The organism is Mucilaginibacter auburnensis (assembly GCF_002797815.1).
Taxonomy (GTDB): domain Bacteria; phylum Bacteroidota; class Bacteroidia; order Sphingobacteriales; family Sphingobacteriaceae; genus Mucilaginibacter; species Mucilaginibacter auburnensis.
This window is the reverse complement of the sequence record NZ_PGFJ01000002.1, coordinates 994,885-1,009,709: the sequence shown is the minus strand read 5'-3', so window position 1 is coordinate 1,009,709 and position 14,825 is coordinate 994,885. Positions and strand designations below refer to the sequence as shown.

Sequence of the window (14,825 nt, the reverse complement as noted above, 5' to 3'; positions counted from 1 at the left end):
CGGAGTTTACTACAACAAATTGATTATTAGTTTATAAGATCAAACCTTGTATAAGGCACCAATGCTTCAGGAATTTTAATTCCGTTTTCAGTTTGGTTGTTTTCTAACAAAGTAGCTACTATACGCGGTAAAGCCAAAGCGCTGCCGTTAAGCGTATGCGCCAGTTGTGTTTTACCCTCAGCATTACGGAAACGAAGTTTCAACCTGTTGCTCTGGTAGGTTTCAAAGTTAGATACTGATGATACCTCCAGCCAGCGTTGTTGTGCCGCGCTCCAGGTTTCCATATCATAAGTTAAAGCAGAACCAAACCCCATATCGCCACCGCACAGGCGCAATACACGGTAGGGTAAACCCAACTTTTGTAACAACCCCTGCACATGTGCGCTCATTTCCTCCAAAATCTCGTAAGACTTATCGGGATGGGCCACCTGTACAATTTCTACCTTATCAAACTGGTGCAAGCGGTTCAAGCCGCGCACATGCGCGCCGTATGAGCCTGCTTCTCTGCGGAAGCAAGGCGTATGTCCGCAGTTTTTAACAGGCAGTTCTTCACCTTTCAAAATTACATCGCGGTATAAGTTGGTAATAGGCACTTCGGCAGTCGGGATCAAATAGAATTGGTCCTCGGTAACAAAGTACATTTGCCCTTCTTTATCAGGCAGCTGACTTGTACCAAAACCTGATGCTTCGTTAACCATCAACGGTACGCCAACTTCAGCGTACCCTGCTTTTTCGGCCTCATCAATAAAGAAGTTGATCAAAGCGCGTTGCAGTTTGGCACCTTTTCCGGTATAAACCGGGAAACCCGCACCGGTTATTTTAACCCCCAGTTCAAAATCGATGAGTTTATATTTAGCCGCCAGTTCCCAGTGGGGTAGGGCGCCTTCTATTAGTTGAGGCTTGTCGCCATTCTCCAATACTACTTCATTGTCCTCAGGCGTTAAACCTTTTGGTACAGATGAATGGGGCAGGTTAGGCAGCAATACCAGTTTCTCAAAAAGCTCTGCCTCTACAGTTGTAAGTTGTTCGTTGTATTGTTTTATCTCTTCCTTCCAAACGCCGGTTTTGCTTTTAATAGCTTCGGCTTCGTCTTTTTTGCCGGTACGCATCAGTTCGCCAATTTGTTTGGCGGCAGCGTTGGCCTCAGCGGAAGTGTTGTCAAGTTTAGCCTGAGTGGAACGACGTTTATCATCCAATTGAATAATTTCATCAACCAGATCAAGCTGTTTAAAATTTTTTACAGCTAAACGTTCTAAAACCAGTTCGCGGTTATCGCGGATATAACTAACTTGCAGCATTGTTTTTAATTTTAAGGCAAAGATATAAATTAGTCGATAGCCGATAGTCCATGGTCCATAGTTTTTGTTTGGATGAAGCTATGGTCTATCGTCCATAGACTATCGACGCTAAGCTATGAACCCAACAGGCAAACTATACCTCGTTCCTACACCCATCGGTAATCTGGAGGATATCACCTTCAGGGCTATCCGGATATTGAAAGAAGCTGATCTGATATTAGCTGAAGATACGCGTACATCGGCACCACTGTTGAAGCACTTTGATATACAGCAAAAGGTATTTGCGCATCATCAGCATAATGAACACCAGTCGAGTAATGAGATAGTTAAGTTTTTGCTGCAAGGGAAAAACATAGCTTTAATATCTGATGCAGGCACGCCCGCTATTTCCGATCCGGGTTTTTACCTGGTGCGTGAGGCTTTGAAGTTTAATATAGCCGTGGAGTGCCTGCCGGGCGCTACCGCTTTTGTTCCGGCGCTGGTTAATTCCGGCTTTCCTACTGATAAGTTTTGTTTTGAGGGATTTTTACCGCTTAAAAAAGGTCGCCAAACCCGCTACAAATTTTTAGCCGAAGAGGAGCGCACTATTATACTTTACGAGTCGCCGCACCGTTTGTTAAAAACACTGGACGAAATGGCTACTTATTTTGGTACAGACAGACAACTGTCCGTATCGCGCGAGCTAACCAAAATGTTTGAAGAAACTGTACGCGGTACCGTAGCCGAGGTAAAAACTTATTACGAAACCCATCCGGTTAAAGGTGAGTTTGTGATCTGTGTTGCAGGTAAACAATAAAGCACAATTTTATGGAAGATTATTTAAAAAGCGCGATCAAGCAGTTTGAATACCACAAAGGTGTTGCCGAGCGCACTTTTGAGCAACTGCGCGATGAAGACCTGTTTTGGCAATATAATGAGGAAAGCAACAGCATAGCTATAATTGTTCAACACCTGCACGGCAATATGCTATCCCGCTGGACCGACTTTTTAACTACGGATGGCGACAAGCCCTGGCGCGATAGAGATGGTGAGTTTGAGCAAAATATAAGCAACCGCAAAGAGTTTCTGCAAAAATGGAACGAGGGTTGGAACTGCCTGTTATCTGCATTAAAAGCGCTAACTCCGGATGATTGGGGTAAAACCGTTTACATAAGGCATGAGCCGCATAAAGTTGTTGATGCCATCAACCGTCAGTTGGCGCATGTGCCTTACCACATCGGGCAAATAGTGCTGATAGGCAAGATGCGTGCTGAACACTGGAAATCATTAACCGTTCCGAAGGGACAATCAAAACAGTTTTACCAGCAAATGGCTGACAAGTATCGTACTAACAATTCTAAATGAAGAAGAACATCCTTTTAGCTATATTTTCGGGGTTAATGTTGTGGCTGGCCTGGCCGCCTATGCACTATACCACTTTCTTTTTGTTTTTTGGCTTGGTGCCCATGTTGATGGCGGTAGAAAACATCATCAAATCAAACTATACACGCAAGGGCGCCAAAATATTTGAGACTGTTTTTTTAGGTTTTTTTGTTTGGAACACGCTGAGCATTTACTGGGTGTACAATTCACTTAAGTTAGTTGGAGAAGTGGTGGCAGTGCCTATTTCTTTAATACCTTATGCGCTTGGTCCGTTGCTGATGGCATCGGCGTTTTGGTTGTATTACAGGTTCCGGCTAATAACCAACAGAAGCAAGGGACTGATAGCCTTGGTGTGTTTCTGGATAGCTTACGAGTACCTGCACCAAACCTGGGACCTCGCTTTCCCTTGGATGACCTTAGGCAACGGCTTCGCCGTTGCGCACCAGTGGGTGCAGTGGTATGAGTATACCGGCGTATACGGTGGTACCATTTGGATCTGGGCAGTGAACATACTCGTCTTCCTGCTGTACATCGGCCTATCCGAAGCGCAGGCAAAGCCAACACGGTTAAAGCTTGTTACGGCATTGGTACTAATGTTGGTGTTGCCATTGAGCTTCTCGCTGTATACTTATAACACGTATAAAGAACAGCCCGACCCCTCCAATGTGGTGGTAGTACAGCCTAATATTGACCCATACGGCAAAAGCGGCTTTATCCCGGCATATGAGCAGTTCCAGATCTTAACGCACCTGTCAGACTCTGTAGGGCAGGTGAATACTGAGTTCTTTATATGGCCCGAAACTGCTCTGCCCAAGGTGATCGATGAGGACCGTATCCGCACTGACCAGTTTTTTTGGCAGGCCCAGCAGTTTTTAAAACGTTATCCTAACGGCAACCTTTTAACCGGTGCCGAAACCAGCAAAATATTCAACGACCGTAAAACCAATACAGCCAGTCCTGTGCCGGGCAGCGGTCAGTTTTATGATAGATACAACGCGGCTGTTAATATAGAAAATTCGGCACAGGTGCAGTTCTACCATAAGTCAAAGCTGGTGCCGGGTGCGGAGGAACTACCTTTTGGTAAGGCACTCTCATTTTTAACGCCTGTGTTTGAGCACCTGGGTGGTGCGGTGGGCAGCTATGCAGGGCAGGAGGAGCCGGGCGTGTTGTACTCGCAAAGTGGAATAGGCGCGGCCCCCGTTATTTGCTACGAGTCTATCTGGGGTGAGTGGGTAGGCGGCGCGGTTAAAAAAGGTGCCCAGTTCATTGCCATTATAACTAACGACGGCTGGTGGGAGAATACCTCCGGCAAAGATCAGCACCTTGACTATGCCAAGCTGCGCGCTATAGAAACCCGTAGATGGGTAGCGCGCTCTGCCAATACCGGTATATCTGCTTTTATTAATCAGCGGGGCGATATTGTGCAGCAAAGCAAATGGTGGGTGCGTGCAGCTTTGAAGCAGAATATTAACCTCAATAGCGATATTACCTTTTACGTTGAGCACGGCGATTACCTGCCTAAAACCGGTAGCTTTTTAGCCATATTGGGGATTTTGTTTGTAGCGGTTAAAATGCGATTCAAGCGTAAGCCTGTCAGTACATTGGAACACTAAGTTGTCCCACATGCGTATGCGTGAATGCGAATTGTGTTGTTTTGTATTGATCTTATTTTCATATACTTGAAACTTCTACTGACCATTTTGGGACAACTATTTCCGAAATTAAGTTGACGTTATAGGTTTTTTGGTCCACCAGATGGGACAGGGTTGGGTACACTAAGTGTGTCTGAATTAAAATTTTTATGATTTAGGGGATTATTGGATTTTTATTGATGCCTAAAGATCTCGCACAGTGCTACCGTCGCTTTTCAAATTACTCACCCGACCTCGCTACGCTGGTCTGCCCTCTCTTCGCCTTCGGCGGAAAGAGGGCTTAGGAAGCTGTTTAAAAAAATCCCTCCTCTTTACGCAGCAGAGAGGGGCAAGGGGTGAGTCGCTTTGCAAGGTACTTACCCGATCTCGCTACGCTGGTCTGCCCTCTCTTCGCCTTCGGCGGAAAGTTGGCTTAGGATTGCTGTTTAAAAATCCCCCCTCTCTACTGCGTAAAGAGGGGCAGGGGGTGAGTCGACAGGCATATATCCTCAAAGCAGATTACCTCAACACCCCACAGATCAACTCCGCCAAACTTCTAACCTCCACAAAATCATCTGTTATATTCTGTGTGTTAACATGCGAATCTGTACAGATCAATTTTTTAATAAATCCGCAGTTTTTCAATTTGTTTAAGCCGTCGTTTACAAACAGGCCATGCGTGGTTATAACGTAAATATCTCCCGCTCCTGCATCCTTGTAGGTTTTAGCCGCATTAATAATGCTTCCGCCCGAGCGTATCATATCGTCATAAATAATTACTGTTTTGCCATCCACATCAGCGTTAATAGCGCTTACCTCCGTATGGTCGCCTTTAAGTCGACGCTTGAGTATAAAGGCCGCGTTAACACCCAGATCATTGGCTAATGATTCTACCCACTTGGCCCTGCCTGCATCTGTGCTGGCCATAACAAAGTTGTCGCATCCAAATTCGCGTGCTGCCTTTAAAATAATGTCTTTACAGTACACATGCACAGGGTACAGATCATGCTCAAAATAATATTGTATACCTTCAGAATGAAGATCAAACAACAGTACCTTGTTACCGCGGTTCGACCTCGGGATGGCCGAAAGCAATCGTGCACGGGTTTTAGCAGTTACAATTTCGCCGCTTAATACAGCGCGTTCCATGGTTGAATAGCCAAAGTAAGGAATAACCAGTGTGAGCGATTTAACCCCATAACTCACCAGCGATGATGCCAGATCAAAAAGTTCAAGCGTGGCGCTATCGTTTACTGTGCCGCCCAATACCACAACATCACGGTCTTCAATCGGGGTGATTATTCGCTGGTAGCGTTCACCATCTGTAAAGGTGCTTACCTCTAACTTACCTTTCTTAAAATCACCGCAGGCCATTAATTTTTCGGCTAAGTATTCGTATTCTTTAATGGCGAATAATATCTTCTTCATGTTATTATTTGTTGGCGTTGGCTTTGGCCTGTTCAAAGGTAATAGTGTTGAGCAATTCTCCGTTCTCAAAAACGGTTATCAATTGGTCAGCAAAATCAGTCTCGGCATCTTGGTTCACCGTTTTAAACTGACCGTTCACTTTTATCAGTTTTAAGCGGCCGGCCTTGCTCTTTTTAAAACTGGGGGTTATGTTGCCTTGTGCGTCCATTTCGGTAGGATTTTTCTCTACGGCAACTTCCTTTCCGTTAATCACCGCGGCGCTGCATTTCAAGGCAAATTTTTGCGTGTCCCTGTCTACCTTTTGCAGTAGCGCGCCGCCCATGCCCAATACCAGATTTTCGGCGCTGATGCCGTTAGCTTTTAGTGCGTTATACAGGTTAATGATCTCGTTATAATTAACGCCATCGCCCTGTATTACTCTTACCTGCTTAGGCAATACTTTGTACCCCTTAGCATTAGTAGTAAAGCCGAATTTTTTAAACAGTATGTTAAAGACCTCCAGCAAGGTCATGATCGGGTCGCCGCTATCCGGACGAATAACTAAGGTACCATCCCGCTTTAGTATCTCATCGCGTAGTTCTTCGCCCCAATATTCTTCGCAAGCTTTAAAAATGTTAAAACTGTCAGATACGCAGGCGATGGTGCCGGTTGGAAACGTACGTAGCACGTGCTTAAAAACTTCCAGTTCGCCTTCGCGGCCCAGTAGCGTACAAATACTATGTTCGGTAGCCGGAATGCTCAAGCCATAAACTTTTTGGGCGTTGTAATAATTAATGGCCATGCCACTGCCGGCCAGGTTATCGCTGCCTGCAAAGTTGAGCAAATGGGCCGCACCGCCCAGTTTAGCGCTTTCAACACTGCTTACGCCTCTAAAGCCAAAGTCATTCAATACAAAGTCAATTCCGGCTTCCGCACCCTCGGTAGCTGTTTCGGTATAAAACTGCTTAACTATTTTTTTTATTTGATTGCTTAGCGTTGCTACCGTACAAGGGTACCAAACCTGCATCAACAGGGTTTCTAAAAAATTGGTAAGCCAGTAACATTCCGGGTCGGTGTTTTCAATGGTCATTAACACATTGCCCGTAGGTACAGCTGTACCTTCGGCAACCGCTTTAATGCGTATGGGCAAACGGCCTTTATGCTTATCTAAAATATATTGAAATTTTGCCGGGTCAAAAACATCGTCGCGGCCAAATACCTGCTTCAAAAACTCTTCGGCCTCATCAATATCCAGTTGTGTAAAAGCAGGGCCTTCCAGGTATGCTCTTAAAAAATATTGCAGACCGAAAAATATGGTCTCATCAAACATACCGCCACGGCTTTCCAGGTAGCTGTATATTTGCATGGTACGGGGGTAGTAAAATTTATGGTGAGCATATTTATAGGCATCGGCCAACAAAACTAAGTTTTCGCGTTTCATGATATTTATTTGTTTAGGTATTTGTTAAGGATAAAATTGAATAATTCTATATGCTCATCGCTGATGGTTTCATTCTCGATCATCTGTGGGATATCAGCTAAAGCAAACCAGTTCAGATCAATAATGTCGTCCTGTGCTGCGGGACTGCCACTTATAAAATCGCAGCTAAATAGCAGGGTAATGATCTTGTCGGCCTCGTTACGATAGCGCCAGTCATTTATTTTACGTGAGGTTTCATACGTCATGGCACCGGTTTCCATTGGTCCGCATTCTTCAGCGAGTTCACGTTTGGCAGCATCTTCATAACACTCATCTTCCGGATCAGAAAAGCCACCTATAAAGCGCCATTTGTTATTAGTTGATTTTTTGCCTAACAGAATTTCTGTTTTGTTATTTCTGAAAACCGCTATATCAACGGTAGGGTATACCTTAGTGTATTGGTTGTAATAAGCGTAAAGTATACCGGCGCGAAAGTCGTTTGAATCAAAAACCTTATCGGCGTACTGTTTTCGCAGTTCGGTAGCGTTGTAGTCGCCATGTTCAGGCAGTTCTATGGTTTCAAAACGCCCTTCATAATAAGGAATAAAGCTATCGCGACTGCCAAACAAACAGAATTGCTCCGCCGGGAAAACACTTTTAAGCAGATTATCAATACTTTCCGACCATGTTTTGTCGCTCGGATGATCGCTTACCGGCAATACAATTACTTCAGGGTAATCTTTTTTGATCATCTTCTCGCGAGTGTAATAGTCGTAAGGGTTTTTACGGCTGCCAACTATCGGGCTCACACCTAACAGTATGATGAGCTTTGCATGGCGCTGCTTAACCGTATCAATTAATTGTTTGTGACCATTGTGCAGATACGGTGTTTGGAAGCGGGCTATGATAACTGCTGTTTTCATTTTAATTTGTGTTAATTATACGCAAATATAAATATGCGTTTTTAATACGCAAATTATTTTTTTATTTTTTTGATGAAAGAGCTATAACTCGAAGTTGATACCCTGTTTTTGCAATTGGTAGTACTTTTCGGTATTGAAGCGGAACAGGTTACCCGGTCGCCCTGCACCTTCCAAAGCCTGTTTTTCCGTGGTTTCTTCTAAAAAGCCAAACTTCATCACCTTCTTTTTAAAGTTACGGCGGTCAATAGGTCTGTCTAATACGGCCATGTAGAGTTTTTCTAATTCAGAGAAGGGAAATTTCTGGTCCAGTAGCTCAAAACCAACAGGTTGGTAAAGTATTTTGCTTTTTAGGCGAGTGTGTGCTGCGCTAATAATTTCGGCGTGATCAAAAGCTAATTGTGGTAGTTTTTTTATATTGAACCAGGCCACATCGCTTGCATCTGTATCGGCGTGCAGTTCAAAAACGTCTGGTTTAACCAAGCCGTAATAAGTGATGGAGATAGCTCGGTTACGCGGGTCGCGCCCGGGTTGCCCAAAGGTGTACAACTGCTCCAGGTAGTTAATGTTAACGCCGGTTTCCTCTTTGAGTTCACGCTGCACGGCATTTTCTAATGATTCATCGTCTCCCACCAAACCACCGGGAAGGGCCCAAGTATTTTTAAAGGGTTGTATGTTCCGTTTAATGAGCAGTACAGATAAGCCTTCTTTTGAAGTATATCCAAATACTACAGCATCAACAGCCACTTTTATATTTTGCAACGCAGGCATATTGCAAAGGTATTAATATGCAGGAATTTTGTTTGGACTAAGATTTTAACTGTAACAACAAACTTCACAAACTTCTTGTGTTCTTTTTTCCTTATCATAGACCAAGGTAAGGTTTGTGGTAAATGCAGGTTTAACAACGGCATCATACCAATCGTCTGATATGGACAGTCTGCTGTTTAGTTTGTTAAGAAATTCGTGCCACCCATCTGTTGATTCAATAATTTTTAAGTAATTACCGTTGGCCATGAAAATGTCCATGCATATCTCATCAAAAGTGAATAGATCTACTTTATACGCAAATATTGTATTGATATCATCCCATGAATGCAAATTGCCGGTAAAGGTAAAATGCTCATTAGTGAATACTATCATGGTTCAAGTTTGCATTGGGAATGAAGTGCCTAAGCTTCAGTAAGTACAGTTAAATACACAGTATGTTAGGCAATATCGTTGCTTTTAATTTATAACGAAAAGTAAAGGTTCTTCAATCCTCAAATCCCAAAATCATGGTTCAGACTCCTCCTCCTTTTCCTTCTCTTTTACCACTACATAAACATCCTCATTGTCTTTACGCATGAGGTATTTTTCGCGGGCAAATTTTTCCAGTTGCTGAGGATTGGAGGTAAGCTCTTCCAGGTCTTTGCTTACTTTGTCGGTTTCGGTTTTATAGAAATCGCGCTCCTGTTCCAGTTTGCTTACCTGCTCGTGGTATTGGTATTGCGATAGCAGATCATTTTTGTCAAAAAACGTCATCCATACTACAAAAGCCACTGTTACCAGGAAGAATTTATTTCTGAAAAGATCTATCAAACGTTTCATTGTACCGCGCTAATTTGGATATAAAGCTATTTAATAATTTTGAATGCTGCAATAAGGGGTTTACTCACATATCAACAGTTTACTCACCCGACCTCGCTACGCTGGTCTGCCCTCTCTTCGCCTTTGGCGGAAAGAGGGCTTAAGATAGCTGTTTAAATCTCCCACTCTTTGCTCAGCAGAGAGGGGGCCGGGGGGTGAGTTAATACCGCCTTTTCAACACCGCGTAAAACTTGGCAACCGTATCGGGTTTGGTTTCCCAGTTGTTTTTGGTTACATAGTTTTTGCTTAAAAAACGCTCGGCATCTTCAAACGAGCTTAAGCGGTTCAATATTTCAATAGCTTCGCTGTAAGCCAGGTTATATCCGTTAAACAGGTCTTTTATGTACAACAGTTTATCATTAAGACTAATTGCGTGTTTCAGATCACTTACCGGCTGTCCCGCAGGCTGGTCGGTAACGCCACCCTTATTCAACTGGGCCGACATGCGCTGATTGATGGTCAGCACCTCCTCTTTTTCTTTTACAGGTTCGGTTTTAACGGGCGCTACATAAACCGGTGGCTCGGGCGCTTTAACAGCAGGCGGCTCTGGTATTACTTCCGGCTCGGGCGCAATTGGCTCTTCCTCTTTTAACTCAGGTATAAAAGGTTTTTCAGCCACAACAATCGGTGCGGCTGCCGGTTGGTCCTCTGTTTTTAGCTCTTCCACATCTTCCTCTTCCCAATTTTCTATTTCCTCAACAACTTCTTCGTCCACATCTTCTATCGGTTCAACATCCAACTCATGCCTTATTATTTCGGGCTGCGGCGTAACAACTGGTTCTTCTTCCCTGGTTGGCGTGATCTCAAAATTTATAACCGGTATTTCTTCCTCATCAATAACAATTGGTTTTTGAGGCTTTACGGGCTGACGTACCACCGGTTCAAAAAACTTTTCTTCGGTTTTAGGAGTCTCCTTTGGCGGAGGAGGCAGTGCAGGCTTGGCAGTTGCAGTTTGCAGGTTAAGTTTTTTGATGATCTCGGCATGATCTGCCAAAAAATGAGCGTTGGCTACAAAAAGCTCCAGCTCCAGGCTGTTCATATCATCAGGGTTAGCTTCAAGGTATTTATACTGATCATTCAGCTCTTTTAATATTACTCCTATCTTATTAAATACTTCCTGTTGCCTCATAACGTGTATTCTGTGGTAAAATGCTATCAAAATTAAGCATTAAATTCTGATATTAGGCCTCTACAAACCATTGGAATGCAGCTAAGCGACGAAATTTTTAACCGAAAGAACGAGGCCGGGGGAGGTATAGAGGTGATATGCGGGTCCATGTTTTCGGGCAAAACCGAAGAGCTTATCCGCCGTATCAATCGTGCCCGCTATGCCCGTTTAAGTGTGAAGGTTTTCAAGCCAAAACTTGACGTACGGTATGATGAAAGCGATGTGGTATCGCACAACGCGGTAGCCGCTGCATCTACCCCGGTTGATAAATCCGAAAAAATATTGCTGTTGGCCGGCCATGCGCAGGTGGTAGGTATTGACGAAGCTCAGTTTTTTGATGCCAAACTGCCAGAAGTTTGCCAGTCGCTGGCCAATAAAGGTATAAGAGTGGTGGTAGCAGGACTGGATATGGATTTTAAAGGGCGGCCTTTCGGCCCCATGCCTGCGCTAATGGCCATTGCCGAATCAGTTACCAAAGTACATGCGGTGTGTGTTAAATGCGGCAACCCGGCGCTTTACTCGTACCGGTTGGTGCCGGGCAAAGAGAAGGTGTTGCTGGGCGAGAAGGAAAGTTATGAACCCCGCTGCCGGGTTTGCTACAATAGTAAGGTTTAATTTTATTTACGCGCAAACAATTTTCGGCTATAGCTGGTTATCCAATTAATACCGTTAAACCTGTAACAAACGCGTATTTAAGGCTCAGATCAATTGCTATGGCAAAGAAAATTTTAGTTATTGAGGACGATAAAGATATCAGAGAATCTATCCAATATGCGTTAGAGGAGGATGGTTATGTTGTTACCGCTTCTGAAGATTCTAAAATACTTAAGCAGTTTGATGCCATATCGCCCGATATGGTACTGTTAGACAACTGGCTAACTGAGTGGAAAAGCGATGCCAACGGACAGCAAATAAGCAAGGAGCTGAAGAGTAATACTGCTACCAGCCATATACCCGTTATCATTATATCGGCAGTAAGCAACATCAAAGAAATTGCCGAAGCAGGACTGGCCGATGGCTACCTGCGCAAACCTTTTGATCTTGACGAGTTATTGGCGCTGGTTAAAAAGCATGTAGGCAGCGAGTAATCAACTACGCCTTTACTTGTTTAAGCTTTTCCATAATTTACTGTAGTAAGAAACCATCTGTACATTTATTACGTAAAAGTAGGTGCGCATTGCAGCAGGGTATTGTTAAGCGCTTATAATTTCGATAATTATTATTTGTAATTTTAATGCGTACAACCCTAATTTAAACTGTTTTTATTTAAATGAAAACAAAACAACACCACTTTGTTGGCGGTATTTGGAAAGACCTGCCATCTGAACTCAATGCGGCCGAAAGTCAGCTGGTTTTAGTGTTTGGCTCTTCGCAGGTTATAGTTAAGCCCGAAATTTATGATCATTTACGGTCTGTTTATCCTACAGCCGATATTGTTTTTGCTTCAACCGCCGGAGAGATATTGGATGAGATGGTTTATGACGATAGCGCCGTTGTCACAGCCATCCAATTTGAAAAAACTACTACCCGTTGCGTTAAAACCAACATTAAACACCACGCCAACAGCTTTGATACAGGTGTATTTTTAATGGACAAATTAGCTGCTGAAGGTCTGAGCTGCGTATTCATTATTTCTGATGGTACTTTTATTAATGGCAGCGAATTGGTGAGCGGTTTAAACCAGCACAATAAGTATAACGTGCCCGTTACAGGTGGTTTGGCAGGAGATGCCGCCCGTTTTGAAAAAACTTTTACCGGCATAAATGAGGTGCCATCGCAAGGTAATGTTATTGCTATTGGTTTTTATGGCGATAGCATTAAAGTTGGCCATGGTTCTGTAGGTGGTTGGGACGAGTTTGGACAGGAGCGTACCATTACCAAATCAAACAAAAACATATTATTTGAGATTGATGGCGATAACGCCCTTGATCTGTATAAAAAATACCTGGGCGATTATGTAAATGAACTGCCGGGTTCGGCTTTACTATTCCCATTATCTATACGCGTAAATGGCGACGAGAAAAACCTGGTGCGTACCATTTTGAGCATTGATGAAGAACAAAAGTCAATGACCTTTGCCGGTAACCTGCCCGAGGGTAGTAAGGTGAGGCTGATGAAAGCCAATTTTGATAAAATAATTGAAGCATCATCAAAAGCCGCCGAAAGCGCGTTTGAAGATATTAACAACAGCAAGCCTGATCTGGCGCTGTTGGTGAGCTGCGTTGGCCGTAAGTTGATATTGCAGGAACGTACCGATGAAGAAATTGAAGCGGCTAAAGAAATTTTAGGTGGCAATGCAACCATTACCGGCTTTTATAGCTACGGAGAGATCTCGCCGTTTAACGAGAGCGTGAAATGCGAGCTGCATAACCAAACCATGACAATTACCACTTTTACCGAAGTATAATACAGACAGGGCCCCGGATGGAATACCACAGTATTTTAGCTAAACAAATAAAAAAATTCATACCCGAACAATGTTTGCAGGATGAAGCTATGCAGCGTTTTCTGGAGAGTGTAAGCAATTCCTATTACTCGTTTGAAAAATCAAAAAAGTTATCTGAGCATGCGTTTACCATCAGCGAACGTGAATACCAGGAAGTGAACAGTTTTTTGTTGAAGGAGAACGAGATCAAGCAAAAATCCATCTCAGAAATAAAAAAAGCCATCAGTTCGCTTACACCCGATGCCGGAAATATTGAACAGGGTGAAGCGGAAGACGACCTGATAACCATTATTAAGTTTTTACAGCAGCAAATAGAAAAAGCCAAGGAACTGGAGGCGCAGCTGATCGAATCAAAAGACATAGCCGAAAAAGCTGCCATGACTAAAGCGCAGTTCCTGTCTACCATGAGCCACGAGATACGTACGCCCATGAATGCGGTTATTGGCTTTACCCACCTGCTATTGCAGCTTAACCCGCGCGAAGACCAGATGGAGTATATCAAATTACTCAAGTTCTCGGCCGAGAATCTGTTGGTTTTGATCAATGATATTTTAGACTTCAGCAAAATAGAAGCCGGTAAAATTGAGTTTGAAGAGGCCGACTTTAGTATACGCGACCTGATCAGCAACATCAGAATGGCCTTGCTGCAAAAAGCCAGCGAAAAGGACATTCAGATCAAACTATTTGTTGATCAGGAACTACCCAATGCCATTAAAGGCGACCCGGTACGGATAGGGCAAATTTTAACTAATTTGATCAGTAACGCTGTTAAATTTACTAAAGAAGGTAAGGTAACTATCACGGCATCATTAGTTAAAAAGAATGATGAGTTTACCACCATTGATTTTGAAGTTACCGACACAGGTATTGGCATTGAGCCTGAAAAAATTGACCATATATTTGAAAGCTTTACACAGGCCAGTTCGGCTACCACACGTAAGTTTGGTGGTACCGGCCTGGGCTTAACCATTACTAAACGCTTGTTAGAACTAATGGGTAGTCAGATCAAGGTAAGGAGCGAATTAGGAAGAGGATCTACATTTTATTTTAGTCTTAACATGAAAAACAGCGACAAGGATTTTGCCGCGCACCAACGTAACGAGGAAAAAATTGAAACCAAAAGTTTAAAAGGCGTTAAGTTATTAATTGCGGAGGACAACCAGATCAACGTAATACTGGCGAAGCAGTATATGAAACTTTGGGAGGTTGAGTGCGATGTTGCCGAGAACGGAGCTATTGCCCTTATGCTGGTGCAAAACGGTAATTATGATATGGTTTTAATGGACCTGCAAATGCCCGAAATGGATGGCTATCAAACCACTACTTCTATCAGGGAACTTCCGGATGAAAAATACCAAAAGCTGCCTATCATAGCTTTAACGGCATCGGCTATGCTGGATATTAAGGATAAAGCCTTTGTGGTGGGTATGAATGATTATGTAAGTAAACCATTTAACCCAGACGAGTTGTATCGCAAAATAGCTTATTACTCAAAAGCTGAAGCATAAAAAAAGAGCCGTATTATTTAATGCGGCTCTTCTTTA

At 43.4% G+C, this 14,825-nt stretch carries 15 protein-coding genes; 7 read left to right on the top strand and 8 right to left on the bottom strand.

The annotated features are described in order from the left end of the window. Nucleotides 1-26: 26 nt before the first annotated feature. A complete protein-coding gene (serS, locus tag CLV57_RS15180) occupies nucleotides 27-1,298 on the bottom strand; it encodes a serine--tRNA ligase (protein WP_100342232.1) in 1,272 nt (423 codons plus the stop codon). Between the two features lie 115 nt (nucleotides 1,299-1,413). Between serS and rsmI the strand changes: the two genes are divergently transcribed. From rsmI to lnt, 3 genes are read left to right on the top strand one after another with little or no spacing between them, the layout of a single operon-like run. After that, complete coding sequence (gene rsmI / locus CLV57_RS15175; protein ID WP_100342231.1) at nucleotides 1,414-2,094, top strand: 16S rRNA (cytidine(1402)-2'-O)-methyltransferase; 681 nt, start codon at nucleotides 1,414-1,416, stop codon at nucleotides 2,092-2,094. Nucleotides 2,095-2,105: 11 nt separating this feature from the next. Then, nucleotides 2,106-2,642, top strand: a complete 537-nt coding sequence (locus CLV57_RS15170) for a DUF1572 family protein (RefSeq protein ID WP_100342230.1) — start codon at nucleotides 2,106-2,108, stop codon at nucleotides 2,640-2,642. After that, nucleotides 2,639-4,273, top strand: coding sequence for an apolipoprotein N-acyltransferase (lnt, locus tag CLV57_RS15165; protein WP_100342229.1), 1,635 nt, complete (start codon nucleotides 2,639-2,641; stop codon nucleotides 4,271-4,273). Before CLV57_RS15170 ends, lnt begins: the two co-directional genes overlap by 4 nt. Nucleotides 4,274-4,810: 537 nt before the next feature. Here lnt and CLV57_RS15160 read toward each other — a convergent pair. The 7 genes from CLV57_RS15160 to CLV57_RS15130 all read right to left on the bottom strand — a co-directional run bounded on the left by CLV57_RS15160 (nucleotide 4,811) and on the right by CLV57_RS15130 (nucleotide 10,796). Then, nucleotides 4,811-5,719, bottom strand: a complete 909-nt coding sequence (locus tag CLV57_RS15160) for a ribose-phosphate diphosphokinase (protein WP_100342228.1) — start codon at nucleotides 5,717-5,719, stop codon at nucleotides 4,811-4,813. Nucleotides 5,720-5,723: 4 nt separating this feature from the next. Continuing rightward, nucleotides 5,724-7,139 (bottom strand): nicotinate phosphoribosyltransferase, encoded by a 1,416-nt coding sequence (locus CLV57_RS15155; protein ID WP_100342227.1) that lies wholly within the window; start codon nucleotides 7,137-7,139, stop codon nucleotides 5,724-5,726. Nucleotides 7,140-7,144: 5 nt separating this feature from the next. Then, a complete protein-coding gene (locus CLV57_RS15150) occupies nucleotides 7,145-8,041 on the bottom strand; it encodes an NUDIX domain-containing protein (RefSeq protein WP_100342226.1) in 897 nt (298 codons plus the stop codon). 81 nt (nucleotides 8,042-8,122) lie between these two features. Next, nucleotides 8,123-8,809 carry an NUDIX hydrolase gene (locus CLV57_RS15145; RefSeq protein ID WP_100342225.1) on the bottom strand — a complete coding sequence of 229 codons (687 nt, stop codon included), beginning with the start codon at nucleotides 8,807-8,809 and terminating at the stop codon, nucleotides 8,123-8,125. Nucleotides 8,810-8,854: 45 nt separating this feature from the next. Further along, nucleotides 8,855-9,181 (bottom strand): hypothetical protein, encoded by a 327-nt coding sequence (locus CLV57_RS15140; RefSeq protein ID WP_100342224.1) that lies wholly within the window; start codon nucleotides 9,179-9,181, stop codon nucleotides 8,855-8,857. A gap of 132 nt (nucleotides 9,182-9,313) precedes the next feature. Beyond that, nucleotides 9,314-9,628 (bottom strand): FtsB family cell division protein, encoded by a 315-nt coding sequence (locus CLV57_RS15135; protein ID WP_100342223.1) that lies wholly within the window; start codon nucleotides 9,626-9,628, stop codon nucleotides 9,314-9,316. A 199-nt stretch (nucleotides 9,629-9,827) separates the two neighbouring features. Further along, nucleotides 9,828-10,796 (bottom strand): hypothetical protein, encoded by a 969-nt coding sequence (locus CLV57_RS15130; RefSeq protein WP_100342222.1) that lies wholly within the window; start codon nucleotides 10,794-10,796, stop codon nucleotides 9,828-9,830. Nucleotides 10,797-10,871: 75 nt separating this feature from the next. Here CLV57_RS15130 and CLV57_RS15125 point away from each other — a divergent pair, with 75 nt between their 5' ends. From CLV57_RS15125 to CLV57_RS15110, 4 genes are all read left to right on the top strand, one after another. Next, on the top strand, nucleotides 10,872-11,450 hold the full coding sequence (locus CLV57_RS15125) for a thymidine kinase (RefSeq protein ID WP_100342221.1): 579 nt from the start codon (nucleotides 10,872-10,874) through the stop codon (nucleotides 11,448-11,450). Nucleotides 11,451-11,548: 98 nt separating this feature from the next. Next, the gene (locus CLV57_RS15120; protein WP_100342220.1) at nucleotides 11,549-11,923 is read left to right on the top strand and encodes a response regulator transcription factor; all 375 of its coding nucleotides are present in this window, start codon (nucleotides 11,549-11,551) and stop codon (nucleotides 11,921-11,923) included. A 182-nt stretch (nucleotides 11,924-12,105) separates the two neighbouring features. After that, entirely contained in the window at nucleotides 12,106-13,242 is a 1,137-nt protein-coding gene (locus CLV57_RS15115; RefSeq protein WP_100342219.1) for an FIST signal transduction protein, read from the top strand. 17 nt (nucleotides 13,243-13,259) lie between these two features. Further along, nucleotides 13,260-14,789, top strand: coding sequence for an ATP-binding protein (locus CLV57_RS15110; protein WP_100342218.1), 1,530 nt, complete (start codon nucleotides 13,260-13,262; stop codon nucleotides 14,787-14,789). Nucleotides 14,790-14,825 lie beyond the last annotated feature (36 nt).